At 67.8% G+C, this 16,427-nt stretch carries 14 protein-coding genes; 6 read left to right on the forward strand and 8 right to left on the reverse strand.

The window, feature by feature from the left end; translation table 11 throughout:
- Positions 1-9: 9 nt before the first annotated feature.
- Positions 10-534 carry a D-glycero-alpha-D-manno-heptose-1,7-bisphosphate 7-phosphatase gene (locus BJ992_RS00875; protein ID WP_184978062.1) on the reverse strand — a complete coding sequence of 175 codons (525 nt, stop codon included), beginning with the start codon at positions 532-534 and terminating at the stop codon, positions 10-12.
- A 266-nt stretch (positions 535-800) separates the two neighbouring features.
- Here BJ992_RS00875 and BJ992_RS00880 point away from each other — a divergent pair, with 266 nt between their 5' ends.
- Positions 801-1,763, forward strand: coding sequence for a UDP-glucuronic acid decarboxylase family protein (locus BJ992_RS00880; RefSeq protein ID WP_184978063.1), 963 nt, complete (start codon positions 801-803; stop codon positions 1,761-1,763).
- A gap of 519 nt (positions 1,764-2,282) precedes the next feature.
- On the forward strand, positions 2,283-4,211 hold the full coding sequence (locus BJ992_RS00885) for a tetratricopeptide repeat protein (RefSeq protein WP_184978064.1): 1,929 nt from the start codon (positions 2,283-2,285) through the stop codon (positions 4,209-4,211).
- On the opposite strand, the gene BJ992_RS00890 is transcribed toward BJ992_RS00885, so the two are convergent.
- The 3 genes from BJ992_RS00890 to BJ992_RS00900 are packed head-to-tail and all read right to left on the reverse strand — an operon-like array spanning position 4,191 to position 7,009.
- Positions 4,191-5,177, reverse strand: a complete 987-nt coding sequence (locus tag BJ992_RS00890; RefSeq protein ID WP_184978065.1) for a carbohydrate kinase family protein — start codon at positions 5,175-5,177, stop codon at positions 4,191-4,193. The two genes, BJ992_RS00885 and BJ992_RS00890, sit on opposite strands and share 21 nt — an antisense overlap.
- 4 nt (positions 5,178-5,181) lie before the next feature.
- On the reverse strand, positions 5,182-5,826 hold the full coding sequence (locus BJ992_RS00895) for a hypothetical protein (RefSeq protein WP_184978066.1): 645 nt from the start codon (positions 5,824-5,826) through the stop codon (positions 5,182-5,184).
- Positions 5,827-5,848: 22 nt separating this feature from the next.
- The gene (locus BJ992_RS00900; protein WP_343072435.1) at positions 5,849-7,009 is read right to left on the reverse strand and encodes a hypothetical protein; all 1,161 of its coding nucleotides are present in this window, start codon (positions 7,007-7,009) and stop codon (positions 5,849-5,851) included.
- A gap of 292 nt (positions 7,010-7,301) precedes the next feature.
- Between BJ992_RS00900 and BJ992_RS00905 the strand changes: the two genes are divergently transcribed.
- Positions 7,302-10,424 carry an AfsR/SARP family transcriptional regulator gene (locus BJ992_RS00905; RefSeq protein WP_184978068.1) on the forward strand — a complete coding sequence of 1,041 codons (3,123 nt, stop codon included), beginning with the start codon at positions 7,302-7,304 and terminating at the stop codon, positions 10,422-10,424.
- Between the two features lie 298 nt (positions 10,425-10,722).
- Here the strand turns inward: BJ992_RS00905 and BJ992_RS00910 are convergent, their stop codons facing one another.
- Both BJ992_RS00910 and BJ992_RS00915 read right to left on the reverse strand, forming a co-directional pair.
- Entirely contained in the window at positions 10,723-11,112 is a 390-nt protein-coding gene (locus BJ992_RS00910) for a pyridoxamine 5'-phosphate oxidase family protein (protein WP_343072436.1), read from the reverse strand.
- A 41-nt stretch (positions 11,113-11,153) separates the two neighbouring features.
- Entirely contained in the window at positions 11,154-12,470 is a 1,317-nt protein-coding gene (locus BJ992_RS00915; RefSeq protein ID WP_184978069.1) for a GNAT family N-acetyltransferase, read from the reverse strand.
- Positions 12,471-12,748: 278 nt separating this feature from the next.
- On the opposite strand from BJ992_RS00915, the gene BJ992_RS00920 reads away from it, so the two are divergent.
- Together BJ992_RS00920 and BJ992_RS00925 are read left to right on the forward strand one after the other, a co-directional pair.
- Positions 12,749-13,093 carry a hypothetical protein gene (locus tag BJ992_RS00920; protein WP_184978070.1) on the forward strand — a complete coding sequence of 115 codons (345 nt, stop codon included), beginning with the start codon at positions 12,749-12,751 and terminating at the stop codon, positions 13,091-13,093.
- Between the two features lie 14 nt (positions 13,094-13,107).
- Positions 13,108-13,527: a hypothetical protein gene (locus BJ992_RS00925; protein WP_184978071.1), complete on the forward strand. Its 420-nt coding sequence runs from the start codon at positions 13,108-13,110 to the stop codon at positions 13,525-13,527.
- Between the two features lie 56 nt (positions 13,528-13,583).
- On the opposite strand, the gene BJ992_RS00930 is transcribed toward BJ992_RS00925, so the two are convergent.
- On the reverse strand, positions 13,584-14,246 hold the full coding sequence (locus BJ992_RS00930) for an MOSC domain-containing protein (protein WP_184978072.1): 663 nt from the start codon (positions 14,244-14,246) through the stop codon (positions 13,584-13,586).
- A 200-nt stretch (positions 14,247-14,446) separates the two neighbouring features.
- On the opposite strand from BJ992_RS00930, the gene BJ992_RS00935 reads away from it, so the two are divergent.
- Complete coding sequence (locus BJ992_RS00935; protein ID WP_343072437.1) at positions 14,447-15,367, forward strand: glycoside hydrolase family 32 protein; 921 nt, start codon at positions 14,447-14,449, stop codon at positions 15,365-15,367.
- A 4-nt stretch (positions 15,368-15,371) separates the two neighbouring features.
- Here the strand turns inward: BJ992_RS00935 and BJ992_RS00940 are convergent, their stop codons facing one another.
- Complete coding sequence (locus tag BJ992_RS00940) at positions 15,372-16,364, reverse strand: sulfotransferase family protein (RefSeq protein ID WP_184978073.1); 993 nt, start codon at positions 16,362-16,364, stop codon at positions 15,372-15,374.
- Positions 16,365-16,427: the final 63 nt, after the last annotated feature.

Raw genomic sequence — 16,427 nt, forward strand, 5'->3', positions numbered from 1 at the left:
GCAGCACCCTCATCGCAGCACCGCGTCCACCGCCGCGCTCAGGTCGGCGACCACCTCGGCCGCCGCCGCCACATCGTCCGGCGACGTCACCGGCGTCGGCACCAGGATGCCTCTGGCCCCCGCCGCACGCGCCGCCTCCATGTCCCGGCCGATGTCCCCGATCACCACACAGTCCTCAGGCGCGACACCGAGTGCCGCCGCCGCACCCCGCACCATCCCCGGCATCGGCTTCCTGCAGTCACACCCGTCACCGTCGTCGTGCGGACACACCATCCACACGTCGAACGGCCCCAGCAACTGCTCGACCCGCATGTTCACCTCCCGCAGCGCGTCCTCCCCGATCAAACCCCGCGCGACCCCCGCCTGGTTGGTCACCACGCCGATCGGGATCCCCGCTCTTCTCAGCCGGTCAAGCGCCTCCTTGGCCCCGGGGAACGGCCGCACCAGGTCGGGATCGGTGTTGAAGGGAACGTCGACGACCAAAGTCCCGTCCCGGTCGAACAGCACCGCGGCGGGCCGGGCATAGATCGGCATCGGCTTCCGATACCCCGCCGGTCCCGTGACTAACAACTACTTTCCGTAAAGAAGCGCAGCTCTTTCCCCCCGCGGCACCTCCGACCGCCTCAGCACCTGTTTGAACCCCCCTCCTCCAGGTAGTCGGAAGTGTCCGCACCATGCCATGCCTGGCATTCCTTGTGCCCCGATCGGTGTCCAGGCCCTCAAGGTGACCCTCGCCAGGCGCACCGGGAACAGACCCGAGCGGCCGGCGCGCGCCGCCATTTCCGGAAGGAAGTACCCGAATGAGGATCGTCGTGACCGGAGGCGCCGGTTTCCTAGGCGCTCACTTGTGCGAACGCCTGCTCGACCGCGGCGACACGGTGATCTGCGTCGACAACTTCCTCACCGGCTCCCCCCGAAACGTCTCCCACCTGCTCGGCCGCCCCCCGTTCCGCCTGGTGGAATGCGACATCACCGGTTTCGTCCACGTCGCAGGCGACGTCGACATGGTCCTCCATTTCGCCTCCGCCGCCTCCCCCTTCGACTACCTGCGCTACCCCATAGAGACCCTGAAGGTCGGCAGCATAGGCACCCTGCACGCCTTAGGCCTGGCCAAGGAAAAAGAGGCCCGTTTCGTCCTCGCCTCCACCAGCGAGGTCTACGGCGACCCCATGGAACACCCCCAGCGCGAAACATACTGGGGCAACGTCAACCCGGTAGGACCCAGAAGCGTGTACGACGAAGCCAAACGTTTCGCCGAATCCCTCACCACCGCCTACCGCACCGCACACGGCACCGACACCGCCATAGCCCGCATCTTCAACACCTACGGCCCCAGAATGCGCCCCTACGACGGCCGCGCCGTCCCCACCTTCATCCGCCAGGCCCTCAACGGCGAACCCCTGACCGTCACCGGCGACGGCACCCAGACCCGCTCCATCTGCTACGTGGACGACACCATAGACGCCATCCTCGCCTTGGCCGACAGCGATTACGCAGGCCCCGTCAACATCGGCAACCCCACCGAAATGTCCATCCTCCACCTGGCGGAAACCATCCGCGACCTGACCGGCTCAACCTCCCCCATCCACTACATAACCCGTCCAGAAGACGACCCCGCCATCCGCTGCCCCGACATAACCCTCGCCGGCAAACACCTGGGCTGGCACCCCCGGATCGACCACCTGGACGGCCTCCGCCGCACCATCGACTGGTTCGACGCCTACTTGCACGGCGGCCGTGCCCGTGCCACCAGCCGTCACTGACTTCGTCATGAAATATCCATGTGGTCTGGATCCTCGCACCGATCCATGACCGGCAGTCGCTTCGCGCGGTGAATTTGCCCTGTGACGGTGAATCAGGCATCATCGTCCTATCGGACATGTCACAGGAAAACCTCTCGCCTCATCTGTCACAGAAACGGCTGCGAAATCGCAATATAGAGGCAACGCCATAATGCAATGGTCTTAGCGGCGGGTTGACGAGACTTTCGGATTTCAGGACCATGTAACGGCGTAGTCGGTCATTCGGCACTGGTAATTCCGGTCCACATGCGGTGGGCCGGTGGGCTGCTCACCCCCACCGGAGCGATCATCGGTTCCCATCGAGGAGAGCGCGGACCGAACGGTCACGTCAATGAGACGAGCGGCACAGTTCACGGCCACCTCGTTCAGGCACGTGACGTTCACGGTGGAATTCATGTGCACCACCAAGCCGCCGCGTTCCCCACTCCCGCGCAACTTCCTGCGCCGGGAATATTGATCGGCCGGACCAATTCGCTGAGCATGCTCGACGCACTGCGCTCCGGTGACGCCGCGGAAACACCGCGGATCGCCGTGGTGAGCGGACCGGCAGGCATCGGCAAGACCGCGATGGCGCTGCACTGGGCACACCAGGCTCGCAAGGAGTTCCCCGACGGCCAGCTCTACGCGAACCTGCGGGGCCACGCCGCCGACGATCCCGTGGAGCCTGCCGAGGTGCTCGGCCTGTTCATCCGCGCTTTCGGCATGCCACCCGATCGCATACCCGGCGGACTCGCCGAACGAGCGGCCCTCTATCAGTCGCTGGTGAGCGACCGCCGCCTCATCGTCGTACTCGACGACGCGCTGTCCGCCGCGCAGGTCATCCCGCTGCTCCCGTCGTCCGCAGGCGGCGTCACCATCGTCACCAGCCGCCGGCGTCTCGCGGGACTGCGCTCCCGCGGAGCCGTCGGCGTCCAGCTCGACCGCCTCAGCGACGAGTCGGCCCTGGAACTCCTGAGCCGCACCCTCGGAGACGACCGCGTCCGCCGGGAACACGAGGCCGCACTCGCGCTGGTCGATCTGTGCGCATGTTTCCCCCTGGCCTTGTGCGTCATGGCGGCACGCCTCGCCACCCGGCCACGCTGGGCCCTGGCCGAGATGGTCGAAGCCCTCACACAGGAACGTCGGCGCCTCATCGAGCTGCCCCTGGAGGACGAGATGCCGATCCGCGCCGCACTGACCCTCTCCTACCGCAACCTGCCTCCAGACGCGGCCCGCGCGTACCGGCTCCTCGGTCTCCTACCCGGATCCACCTTCGACGACTGGACGGCGGCCGCGGCCCTCGACGTCCCGCGCACACAGACCGGTGACCTGATCGCCGTCCTCGTCGACGCCAACATGCTCGACGACGCAACCGGCGGCTCCTACCGGTTCCACGACCTCACCCGGCTGCACGCCAGGGAACTGGCCGTACAGGAGGACTCCGCCGAGACCCGTGAATCGGTCATGCGCCGTGTCCTCGACCGGTACCTGACCACGACCTGGACGGCGAGCCGCACGATCATGCCGTACCGCCTCGCCTGGCACAGCCTGGAAGGCGAGCCGGCGGAGGGTCACACGTTCACCGCACCCACGCAGGCCCTCGACTGGCTGGACCACGAGTTCGGCAATCTGCGTGCCGCGGTGCGGGCCGCCGTGGACCTCGGCATGTCGCGTACCGCGTGGGAACTGGTGGACGCCATGTGGCCGCTGTTCGTCCACCGCGGTCACTACGCCGAACGGCTGGAGATCGACCTGCTGGGCATGCGCGCGGCGCAGGCCGACGGCAACCGGTACGGCGAGGCCAAGATGCTGAACCGTGTCGGCCTGGCCCAGCGCGCGCTCGGCCACACGGAGAAGGCGGTCCAGTACTTCGAACAGGCCCTGGAGATCTGGACCAGCCTCGGGGAGCGAGGCCGGATCGCCGGCAGCCGCCGCAGGCTCGCGATCATCGAGCTCGACCGGGAACGATCCAGCCAGGCCGCCGCGCTCTTCCGGCAGGCATTGGACGACTACCGCGCACTGGGAGACGTCCGCAGAACGGCGATCACCGCCTGCGACCTCGCCGACGCGCTCCTTCGCGGTGGAGACGAGCAGGCGGCACTCGGGCACCTCGGTGAGGCGCAGCGGCTGCTGGAGGCGGTGGACGACAGGTACAGCCGTGCCCGGGTGCTCATCCTGCTCGGCCGCGCACAGTTCGCCGGGCCGGAGACCGCGGCCACGCTGCTTGAGCAGGGCCTCCAGGGGATGCGCGACCTCGGCTCCGTGCACGGCCAGGCGCGAGCCCTGGAGGCCCTCGGTGAGCTGGCCCTGCGCCTGGGACGACGGACTGAGGCACATCAGCATTTCCTCAGTGCGCAGAACCTGCTGGTGAAAGCCGGTGCCCGCAGCGACCGGCTGGCGGAACTGCTGTCACGGCTCGGCGACGGATGAACATCCGCCGGCCGACCGGCTCCCCTCATCTTCTCGCGAGCCCACGTGACACACCGACACGCGGGGGCCGTGCGACTCCACCAGAGCCGACAGCTCCTGGTACGTGAGAGAAGCCGCGACAGGCGCCTGGTGACCGATCTTCCAGCCGGCGTGTGTCACCGCGTGCCGCGCCGCACGCACCGGATCGCCGTACCGGCACACGAAGTGCAGAAACGTGGAGAACAAGGCGTCACCCGCGCCGCACGTGTTGACCACCCCGCGCGGGGCGACGGCCTCCACCCGCACCAGCCGGCCGTCCCTCAGCGCCACCAACACACCGCGTGCCCCGAGTCCCACACCGACGACGGCACAACGCGGGTACCGTCGCAGCAGTGCCGCCGACCAGGCCTCCGCGGAGCACGGAAGCCGCTCATGGCTGCAGAAGACGATCGTGGCCGCCTCCAGCCACGGCTGGTTGTACGGGTCGTCCAGGTCCGCGATGAGATGGGTGTCAACGGCGATGGGTATCCCGAGGCGGGCCGCGTGCGGCACCAGCGGCCGGACGAACTTGGCGTTGGTCAGGACCAGCAGACCGGCGTCACGAGCCAGCGCCTCGAACGCCGTCGGCGGGTAGTCGACCCCGTTGACCGGTTCGAGGTACGGGAACCCCATGCGTGGACCGTCCGGCCCGACCAGCACCACCCCCGCCGACGACCGTTCGCTCTCCACGATCCCCGGCCCGTCCAGCCCGAGCCGGCCGAGTTCGGCCCGCATCCCGGTGCCGAGCAGGTCGCGTCCTATCACCGAGCACAACCGCACGTCGTCCCCGAGGGTCCGCAGAACCCGCGCGATGTGTCCTCCCGCGCCTGCCACTCCGGTGGCGAACCAGCGGGGCAAGGCTGTCGGCGTGTACGGCAGCGGGAACTCCTCGACGCCGAGCGACATGTAGAAACTCACCGCACCCGCGACCACGATGGACCGTCCCATGGCGCTACCCCCTCACCATGCCGCGAACGTTCCGGGTGACGCCGAACCGCACCCGGCCCGCGACCTCGAAACACCTCGGCCGTCCCGAGTCCGGCCCGGAGTACCGGCCGACGATCACCGAGGCCTCGGTCAGCCCGTCGAACGGCATCTCGGCGACCAGCCACCCGTACAGCAGCGACCCGTACAACCCGGGCCACGGACGCGAGAGGGACGAGAATCGGCCCTCCTCGCTGATCGAGACGACCCTGCCGTCGCGCAGTCCCGCGAGGTGCCCGTGCCTGCGCCGGTCCACGGCGACCTCGCACCCCGGGTATCTGTCGAGCACTCGCGCGACGCCACCCGGCCGTAACGGCAGGGCCCGCCTGTCCCGGCCGACCAGCACATCGGCGACCCCGCACCATTTCTCGGCCGCGCTGTTCAACTGCGCGACGATGTGCGTGCCCCCGAACATCCGTACTCCCGGCGGTGTGCCGCGCAGCCCGCACGTGACGCTGAGGATCATCAGGTGCGGCTCTCTCAGCGGCCCGCCGCGCGGGATGACCAGCACCGCAGGCGTTCCCGGCGGGGCCGCGCCGTTCGCGGGGAGCCGGCTGAGGTCGAGTGCCTGCTCCAGCCGGAACAGGTGAGCCGTGACGAGTTTCTCCCACATTGTCTGACTCCGTTTCGACGGTCTAGTCGACCAGGAAGGGCGGATACGCCGGGCCGGTGGCCGGAATGGTCGGTGGCTCCCGTAACTGGAGCAACCGGTACATGAGCTGCCGCATGTTGCGGTCGAACCGGCCGGGGGCCGAGGTGATGCCGTCCGCGAGCTCGCGGTATCTCTCCGGCCGGAAGTCCGCGACGGCCCGGTGCAGCTGGCCGTGCAACGAGCCTCGCCGGGACACCCGCGGCGCGAACGACGCCAGGTGCGCGGCCGGGGACGCCGGGTCCACCTCGGAGCTGGAGAATTCCGCCAGCATGATCGGGACTCCGGCGACGGCCCCGTACAGGGTGACCGAGCCGTGGTCCCCGATGACCAGGTCGGCCGCCGCGATCGGGCCCTCCCAGTGCGCGTCGGGGGACACCAGGCTGAGACCTTCGCGCATGCAGCCGGCCAGCCATGCCTTGATCTGCCAGATGCCGTGCGCGAACCACACGTTCGGATGGAACAGGGCCACCACCCGGTACTCCTTGGGTGGCAGCTCCTCCATCAGACGCTCGTACAACTCCGAGCGCCGTCCGAACAACGACTCCGGCCCCCACGTCGAGGTCACCACCACCACCTTCTGGTCGTGCCCCACACCGAGCGCCTGCCGGTAAAGCGCACGATGCTGCATGCTCATGACCAGCCGGTCGTAGGCGAAGTCCCCCACCACCTCGGCCGCCGGCAACGCCTCAGGACACGACCTGCCGAGCCGCTCCACCTGCGACCGGTGCTGCAACGCGATCGCGGCAGGCAGCACCACCCCGTTGTGCACCAGCCGCTGCGCGTCCAGCCCGTACGGCACGCGATCCGTCGCGACCGCCGCACCGTTCCCGCGCGCCGGCAGCTTGTTGAACCCCGCACCGTGCGGCATGACGATCAACGGCGCGTGCACCTCGTGCAGCCCCCCGAGGCTGGCCGCGATCGCGAGGTCGAACGGCTGCCGCGTGGCGTGCTCCCACGGCAGCGACATGACGCCGAGGCTTTTGATGAATTCACGCACCCCGTTGCTGAAGACGTCAGGCGCCGCTGTGAAAATCACCTGAATTCGAAGATCGGATTCCACGAGCCGCAGCGCGTCCCGCAGCCGCTGTCCCGACGTGACCGTGTGCACGACGAACAGCAATTGCTTGCAATCCCGGCGCGTCACCCACCGCCGTGCATCGATTCCGACCGGTACCTTACTCCAACCGTGACCAGACATATCGATCGTTCAGCCCCCTAGTTCCCCACCAGGCCGACAGGCGAGGGCCCTCGCCTCTTTGATTCGATGTTCCGTGTCCGGCCTTGCGGAGAACCTTGCGGTCATCTGGCGGTGGGAGGCCAGTCGCACATGTGAGCGAATAAATCGGTGTCACTGTTTCACGGATGACTCTGGATTTGACAGTTGCATCAGTGAAAAATATGTAGTCCAGGAACGCAGGCTCCCGAAAGGGGCTCTAATGGAGTTCCGGATTCTCGGCGACATCGAGTTCTGGTCCCGTGGACAGCTCCACCCCGTGGGGTGGACCCAGGCGCGCCACCTGCTGGCCATCCTGCTCATGCGTCCTGGACAACCGATACCGACGGAATCCATCATCGGCAAGATGTGGGGTCACGACCCGCCACCCAATCCACGCGGCACCATCCATGTGAACGTCACACGACTGAGAAAACGCTTCCAAGCTGCAAGGGAGGACGTGCGCCTGATAAATCGGTCCGGCGGCTACAAGCTGGAGATCGACAAAGAGGCGATCGACTATCACCGATTCGGGACACTCCTTATCCAGGCCCGCTCGATGGAGGAAAGCGGTGAGTTGGAGCGCGCCGTACAGCTCTACCGTGACGCCACACGATTATGGAGGGGGGAGCCCCTGTCCGGCCTGCCAGGTGATTGGGCCAACCAGACACGGGAGATGATGGAGGAGGAGCGCCTGGCCGCGACGGCCAAGCGCATCGAGCTGGAACTCCAGCTTGACCGGAATGCCGAGGTCATACCAGAACTGGCCGAACTGACGCGCCGGCATCCCCTGCACGAGAAGTTCGCTGAGTTGCTCATGCTGGCGCTGTATCGAAACGGCCGTCAGGCCGATGCGTTGGCCGTATACCAAGACATCCGCCGGCGCCTGAGGGAAGAACTGGGTACCGAACCGCAGCCGGCGTTGCGGAACCTGCAAGTGCGCATCCTCCGGGCTGAGCCCGACCTGATGTCCGTTGCGCAAACCAGGGACGGTGAGCCACCGAACACGCTGCCTCGACGCAACGAGACCTTCACGGGCCGTACGACGGCGCTGGAGCAGTTGCTCGGCGCGCCTACCGGCAGGACCGGGCCGACGGTGATCGTCATTGAGGGCATGGCCGGAGTCGGCAAGACCACGCTCGCCATCGAGGCGGCATACCGGCTCATGGACGCTTATCCCCATGGACAGCTCTATCTTGACCTGCACGGCTACTCCAAGGAGCGTGAGCCGCTGGACCCGGCTACCGCGCTGGCCCGGTTGCTTCAGCCCATAGGCGAGCGAACCCCGGAGTTGCCGCGGAGCCTCGACGAGCGGGCAGCCCTGTGGCGCAGCCGCTTGGCCCACCGCAAGGTCCTGATCGTCCTCGACAACGCAGATGGCCACGAGCAGATCCGTCCCCTTTTACCTGGTGGCCCTGGATGCATGGTGATCGTGACCAGTGGACGGCGGTTGTCGGGCCTGGATGACGTGCGGTCGATCCGTCTGGACCTGCCGCCTCCCGAAGAAGCCGCCATGCTTTTCGAGAACGTTGTGGGCCCAGGCCGTGAACTTCCCGCGGACGACGTGGCCAAGGTGATCGACCTCTGTGAACGACTGCCTCTCGCGATCCAGATCACCGGCAGTAAGCTCCGGCATCGCACGTCGTGGAGCGTCGCGGATCTCGCGCGCAAGATGGCCAAGACCTACCACGAGCTGAGCGAGTTCCGCGGAGAGGACCGCCGCCTCATCGTCGCCTTCGAGCTCTCCTACAAGGGTCTCGACGCACCTCAGCAGGAGGCGTTCCGCCGTCTCGGCTTGCACCCCGGCATGGACATCACCGCTGAGAGCGCCGCTGCCCTGCTCGGCCTGAGCCGCGTGGACGCGGAAGGACGGCTGGACAAGCTCAGCGACCACTACCTCATCGCCGAGCCTCGCGTGGGGCTCTATCGAAGTCACCAGCTCGTCAGCGAGTACGCACGGATGAAGGCTCAGGAAGATCTGCGGCCCGTCCAGATCGAGGCTCTCCAACGCCTCTTCGACTTCTACGTGGCGGCGGCGTGGAGAGCCGACCGGCTCCTGTTCCCACATCATGCTCCCCTGGGGCCCGAACCCACCGGCATACAGGTGACCGAGGACCTCTTCGATGACATGGATGCGGCTTTGTCCTGGCTGAACGCTGAAGGGGACAACCTGCCGGCTGTCGTCCGGCAGGCCGCCACGCAAGGGTGGCGACGTCAATCGGCCGTTCTACCTCATCTTCTAAGTCGTCACCTCGATGCCGAAGGGCGATGGGTGGAAGCGGGTGAACTGCACGAATACGCGCTCAGTGTGTGGCGTGAGCTCGCCGACCGTCCGGGTGAGGCCCGTGCCCTTGCCGATCTCAGCCGGATTCGCTGGAGACTCGATCAGCACGACGAGGCACTGCGACTCGCCGCCGAGGCCCTTCCTCTGGGCCGCATGTTGGGGGACGAGCATGTCGTCAGTGAAGTGCTTGAGGTGCTCGGGCTCGTGCACTGGTACCGGGACGAGTACGACCGAGCGCGGGAGTACATCGAGCAGGCGCTGGACCTCCGCGAACGGATCGGCGATCGCCGGGGACAAGGGGCGGCTCTCAACCTGCTGGCGGCCCTGCGCTCACGCAAGGGGGACTACGCGGAGGCGACACGCTGCCTGCGGGACGCGCTCGCCATCTACGAGGCGGAAGATGACAAGCGCGGCCAGCAGACGACTCACAACAACATCGCCGAAGCCGAACTGCGGCTCGGCCGGCCCGAGTCGGCTCTGCGCCATTACGAACAGGTCGGTGCGCTGGGCCTGCGTCTCAGCGCGGTGAACGAGGCGATCTTGCTGAACAACATGGCCAACGCGTACGGGCAGCTTCACCGGCGGGAGGAGGCGCTCGACCACCACCGCCGGGCTCTGGCCTTGTTCCGCCGCATGGAGGACCGGCGCCACGAGGCAGAAGTCCTCAACGACCTTGGATTTTGTCTCATCCAGACGGACAGGGATGACGAAGCCCAGATCCATGTCCAGGCCGCACTGCGCATCTCGGTGGAGATCGCGGCTCGTCCTCTTGAAGCGCGCGCGCTCCGACAGCTCGGAACGATCCACCACCGCGCGGGCTGCTTTGACGCCGCCTTCCAGCACTTCCGCGCCGCACTGGACATCGCGCGGGACATCGGTGATGTATACGAAGAGGCGTGTGCACAAAACCAAATCGGCTACGCCTATTTCACTATTGGGGACCAGCCAAAGGCGGTGGCCCACTGGCGCCACGCTCTGGAACTGTTCACACAAGTAGGGGTGCCTGATGCGGCTACATTCCGGACGAAGCTGTCTGAAATGGACAATAGGGCAGGCGCGTGACCTGGGCTCCTTATACCCGCAGACCCCCCAATCCCGTCCACATCGTGACTGCTGGTAGGTTATGCTGATCTTGCGGCAGTGATCCACAACCGTTCGGATCTGGTAAGATCGAGATGTTATATTGGTTTCTCAGGTCCGAAAAGGTAAAATATGCACATCGCTACGGCGATTTTCATGGTGGCCGGCATCTGGATGATCTACGTCGGCGGCAAGTAGCCGTTGCTGATCACGATGCCACGCTTGATCAAAGAGGTCACCAGCGGAGGCGGGACACTCGGTGTCCCGCCTTTCTCATGCTTCACACGTTGCCGAGGACGCGGTTGACTTCGATCTCCAGCACGACGCGTGTGGGGTTGGGACGCGGGGGTTTGTAGCGGATCGTGTAGCGGTGTTCCGCGTCGGAGACCGATTCTGGGTCGGTGCGTACTACGGCTCGGCCTTCCAGGGTGGACCAGTGGCGGCCGTCTACCTGGCACAGGGATACGGGGAGGCCGGGGGTGGCGGCTATGAGGCGGGCCTTGTGGCTGGTGGCTGAGGTTATTACTCGTGCCGTGCCGGTGGGGAGGTCCAGGGTCACGCCTACGGGGACGACGTGGGGAGAGGTGCCGGGGCGGGAGGTGGAGAGGGTGGCCAAGTGGCGTTCCTGCCAGAAGGCGGCGAAGGACGGGCCTTTGGTTGTGAGATCCACCTGGATGCCTTCCGTGGTGAGGTCCCGGTCATCGTAGCCGGTCAGGTGACCTTGGGGCTGCGGCGTTCTATGAGGGTGACGTCGCGCCAGGTGTTGTGGTGGCGGCCTACTTGGCGGCGGGTGCCGACTATGCGGAAACCCAGGCGGGTGTGGAGGGAGAGGCTCGCGGTGTTCTCGGGGAAGACGCCTGACTGGATGGTCCAGACGCCTGCGGTCTCGGTGGATTCGATCAGGGCTTTGAGCAGTTCGGTTCCTATGCCTCGGCCTGCGGCTTCGGGGGACACGTAGACGGAGTGCTCGACCACGCCTGCGTACACGCATCGGGACGAGACGGGGGTCACGGCGGTCCAGCCGAGGACCTGGCCGGTGGTGGTGTCCACGGCCACGTGGCGGTGTTCGGGGAGGCGGGTCTTGTCGAAGGTCTCCCAGGTCGGGGCGGTGGTCTCGAAGCTGGCGTGGCCGCCGTCGAGGCCGGCCTGGTAGATGGCGAGCACCTCGGTGGCGTCCTCGGGACGCATGGCGCGGATGGTGACGCCGGGTACTTGGCCGGACCATCGCCGCGCGTAGAGGCGGTGGCCGTCGGCGATGACCATTTCGGCGTAAGCGAGCAGGTCGCGCCGGCGTGCCATGGGGGTTCGGTAGCGTGACCGCTCCGTCGAGGTGGGGGATGCGCGGCGGATGCGCAGTGCCTCCTCCAGTAGGCGGTGCCATCGGTCGGGGAAGATCTCCAGGCCGTAGCGAGCGGCGGACTCCTTGGAGGTGATGTCTCCGGTGGCGAGGGTGTAGTGCAGCCTTGTCACTCCGGTGGCGGTCCAGACGGTCGCGTACGGGGTGAGTGCGGCGGCCGACCTCAGGCTGAGTGGCCGGGAGGCGCGGGTGTGGAGGCGTCGCCAGTACGAGTCGAGGTTGGCGTCGGTCCAGTGGGCCAAGGCACGGTCGTCGCGCCATATCTCGGGCTTGGCGGGGCCACGGCAGGTCAGGCCGTAGGAGGCCAGGGTGTGCCAGGTCACGGGGGTGACCGGGACGGAGCCGAGGCGGCCGTGTGTGACGCCGGGACGGGTCTCGATGCTTTCTGGGCCGGTGCGCAGGTCGTCCCAGGTGAGGTACACGCCGTCGAGGAACGGACGGCGGTAGCGGTCGCGCAGGCGCGCGTGGGTGCGGCCGAGTGCGGCGAGTGCGGCGCCTTCGGGTGGGGTGGCGGTGATCGCGACGAAGTCGATGTCGCTGACACGGGGTCGGAACTCGCCGAGCGCGGTCGAGCCTTCCAGGTAGAGGCCTTCTACCAGGCCGGGTGCCTCGGTGTCCGCCGCTGCCAGGTAGGCGGCGACGACCTCCTCCACGAGCGAGGGTGGCGTCATGTGGTCAGAGTCTGCCGGACGCGCGCCAGGACCGTCCATCGGCGGGTGGGGTCACGCGGGGAGAATCGGCTGAACAGTGCTGGGGCTGTTCATCGTCGGGTGGCGTGGAGCCGGGCCGGTCGGACGCGCGCGGGGGACGTTCATCGGCCTGGCAAAGGTCCGGTAAGGGTGGGGGCCCTTGTCGATCAATCGCGTGATGGACGTTGAGTGGCCGGGTAAGAGCGCTGTGTCACTAGGGCCAGGGGTCGCCGCATTCCGATGATCGAGGTGTACACCGAATGGACTCGCGAAACGGGCCGAGGCGAGTCGCCGGGGCCGGACGGGTCGCGCTCGTCGTCTCGGCGCTCGTCCTGTCCGCCGGCGTCGTGTCACCGGGTGGCGTGGCGGACGCCGCGGCGTCACCGGGCCGGCCGAGAGCGCACAGGCATGACGGCCATCACTCGAACCGGCTGAGGATCGGGAACGGCAAGGGCAACAAGGTGTTCGTCGAGTGGAACAGCCCGGCATACCTGAACGGTGCGCAGCACGGGGAGAACAGTGCCATCGGGGGTGCGGTCTTCTCCGCGTCGGCCATCTGCAGGAGCAGGCATCGAGTGTGCAAGATCCGCCAAAGGCTGAGATGAGGCGACCACGCGCGATGAGGGGTGTGTTCACGCTCACGACGCTCGCCTGTGCGGCCGCTCTCGCCGTCGCCTCCTCCGCGAACGCCGCCGGTGGGGGGAAGCGGTGCCACGCCATGCCGGCCGCACCACGCGGCGACGGTCCGGGAGAGATCAACGCGGCCAACGGCAAGCACAACCGCGGCATCGTCGAGACCAACAGCCCGGTGATCCAGCGTGGCACTCAGCACACCTCGACGGAGACCCTTGGCGGTGTGACGAATGTGCAGAGCGCGTTCTGCAGGAACGTCCGGATCTGTCACATCACGTTGCAGGTCGTCGTACCGGCAGCGAAGAAGCACAAGGTCACGACCACGCAGGAGATCGCGCGTCAGGAGGACGGAGAGCCGGACGGCGCGGCCGCGACGCAGGACGAGGGGTGTTGCTGCGCGGATTGACCTCGTGCCGTGTCGCGGTCCTGTCCGCGTTCCAGGTGAACAGACGCGCTGTGCGGTCAGGTGGTCTTCCTGAGGCGGCGTGTGGCGCGGTCGCGTATCTCCTGCGGCAGGGACTCCACCGGTGGCAGCAGAGGGAGAAGCCCGGGTTCCAGGGTGATGGCGCGGAAGGTGACGCCGACGGTGACCTCGTGCTCAGGACGGTGCTCGACGACCACGGGGTCACCCGCCTTGATGGCGCCGGGGGTGATCACCCTGAGGTACGCGCCGGGGCGGGCCTCCTCGGTGAAGCGCTTGATCCAGCCCTGCTCGTCCATCCAGTGCGCGAACGTGCCGCAGGGGATGCGGGGGCAGGACACTTCGAGCAGGACGTGGTCGCCGACGCGCCAGCGTTCTCCGATGAGCGCGCCTGTGACGTCGAGGCCGCGCGTGGTGATGTTCTCGCCGAACATCCCCTCGGTGAGCGACCGGCCGAGCTCGGCCTCCCAGTGGTCGAGGTCCTCACGCGCGTAGGCGTAGACCGCCTGGTCGTCGCCGCCGTGGGAGGCGACATCGAAGATCTGGTCGCCGACGAGGCCGCTGCCGAGGCCGGCGTCCTTGGGGCCGGGGGCCCGGACGAGGACGGCTTCCGCGGTGGGCCGCTTGTCGATGCCGGTCACCCCGGTGTCCTTGGCGGGGTTGGTCCGCGGCACCGCGAGGTTGACGGAGATGAGTTCCCCCATACAGGCACGCTATCGGCAGCAAGGAACCCCGCGCACGCCCTTATTTCCGGCACCGGAAGGTAGATCACGATCTCGGCGCGAGCTCCGGTCCAGCATTTCCAGTAAAGTGGATAGGTAATAGCGGAAAATTGAGTATGGCAAGCTCAGACCGACAGCGTGAGGAGTGAACACCCGTGGACCTTGCCCGGCCGCTACCAGCGGTGACCTCAGTCGAAGGGGACGCGAGCGTCGCCGAGCTCGACGACCTGCTTCCCGTACCCGACCGCTCGGCCGTCGCGATCACCCCGCAGGTGGCCGGGGAGGGCCACTGGGTGGGTGCGCCGAGCGCCGTGCTGGCCGACGGCACGATCTACCTGGCGTACCGGCTGCGGCGGCCGGTCGGCGAAGGCCGCGGGTACGGGGTGGCGATCGCGCGCTCCACCGACGGCACGAACTTCGTGAACCTGCTGACGATCCGCCGCGAGGAGATGGACGCCGAGTCCCTGGAGCGTCCCACGCTCGTGCACACGCCGGAGGGACGCTGGCGGCTCTATCTGAGCTGCGCCACGTACGGCACCAAGCACTGGCGGGTCGAGGTGCTGGAGGCGGACGACCCGGCGGGCTTCGACCCGGCGACCCGCCGCACCGTGCTCGCGGGGGACGCGAGCGTCGGCGTCAAGGACACCGTGATCGTCAGGCACGGCGGAGTGTGGCACCTGTGGGCCTCCTGCCATCCGCTGGCCGACCCCGAGCAGGCCGACCAGATGGTCACCGACTACGCCACCAGCCTCGACGGGCTGGAGTGGACCTGGCACGGCACGGCGCTGCGCGGCAGGCCCGGTGAGTGGGACGCGCGCGGCGTGCGGGTCAGTGCGGTCCGCTTCGCCGCGGACCGGGTCGTGGCGTTCTACGACGGCCGGTCCTGCGCGGCCGAGAACTACGAGGAGAAGACCGGTGTGGCGGTCGGCGCCACGCCTGACGCGCTGACCGCCGTCGGCACGGCGCCGCTGGCCGCCTCGCCTCATCGCGGCGGCGGCCTGCGCTACCTCGACCTCGTCGACCTGCCAGGCGGCGGCACCCGCCTCTACTACGAGTACACCCGCGCCGACGGGGCCCACGAACTGCGCACCGAGCTGAGGTGACCCGTCATTCCCGAAGGCCTGGACGGCCGTTGCGCGCCTGCCGCTGACCCGGTGGACGTGCGCCGACCAGGCCGCCGGAGCGTTCGCGCGGGCCGAGCCAGTCGCTGAAGTCCTCGCCGGTGACCCGGCCGAGCAGTGCGATGTCGTCGGCGAAGTAGGGCAGCAGCCGCTGCCGCTGTTCCCAGGTGAGGGGCCGCCGCGGCGCGCCGCGGCGCTGGAGCGCGCTTTCGATGTGTTCGATCGGCGTGCGCGCCAGCCGCTCCGGCAGGTGGTGACCGGCCCTGGCCAGCGCGCGCAGCGCCATCGACAGCACCTGGTGGCGCCGCCCCTGCTCGGGCTGCGCGGTGACGTTCTCGCGGGGGATCTCGGTGAGCAGGCCGCGCGCCACGCCGAGGAAGCCGCACACCCGGTCGAGCGTGCGCGCCGGCTCGTCGAGCAGTTCGCGGTACCGCAGGACGAGCACCTGCTCACGGGGGAACAGGGTGAACAGGTGGGCCAACTGCTCGCCGTACCGGCCCTGGCTGACGTAGTGCCAGAAGTGGGCCCAGCCGGCGGCCTTGCGGCGTTCGTCCTCGGCGCAGGCCTTCACGATGTCGCCGATCGGTTCGAGCCCGGCCGACCACAGATGCGTCCAGTTGGAGTGGGCCCGCTCGACCGGATCGCGGAGAACGGCGATGAGGCGCGCGCTCGGGATGGTGGCGTGGATGCGGCGCTGGGCCGCCAGGTCGTACAGATAGAAGGGTGTCGACTCACCGCGCAGCGCACCGTCCGGCGCGCCGGCGAACAGGGCTTCGTAGTCCTCGCGCCGCCAGACGTGCTCCCGGTAGGTCGTGGCGTCCCCCGGGCCTCCCCTGTCCGGTGGCGGGCCGTCGGTGAGGAAGTACTTCGGCTCCTTCACCGGGGACATGTACAGCTCGGGGTGGGCTCGTAGAGCCGCGTGCAAGGCGGTTGTGCCTGATTTGGGTACACCGATGACCAGGAAGTCCGGAAACGGCATCGACGGTCCTCCCAACGCTCCAGTCGACAAACCTTATATTCCTACCAGATGTATGGGATAATC

The organism is Sphaerisporangium rubeum (assembly GCF_014207705.1).
GTDB lineage: Bacteria > Actinomycetota > Actinomycetes > Streptosporangiales > Streptosporangiaceae > Sphaerisporangium > Sphaerisporangium rubeum.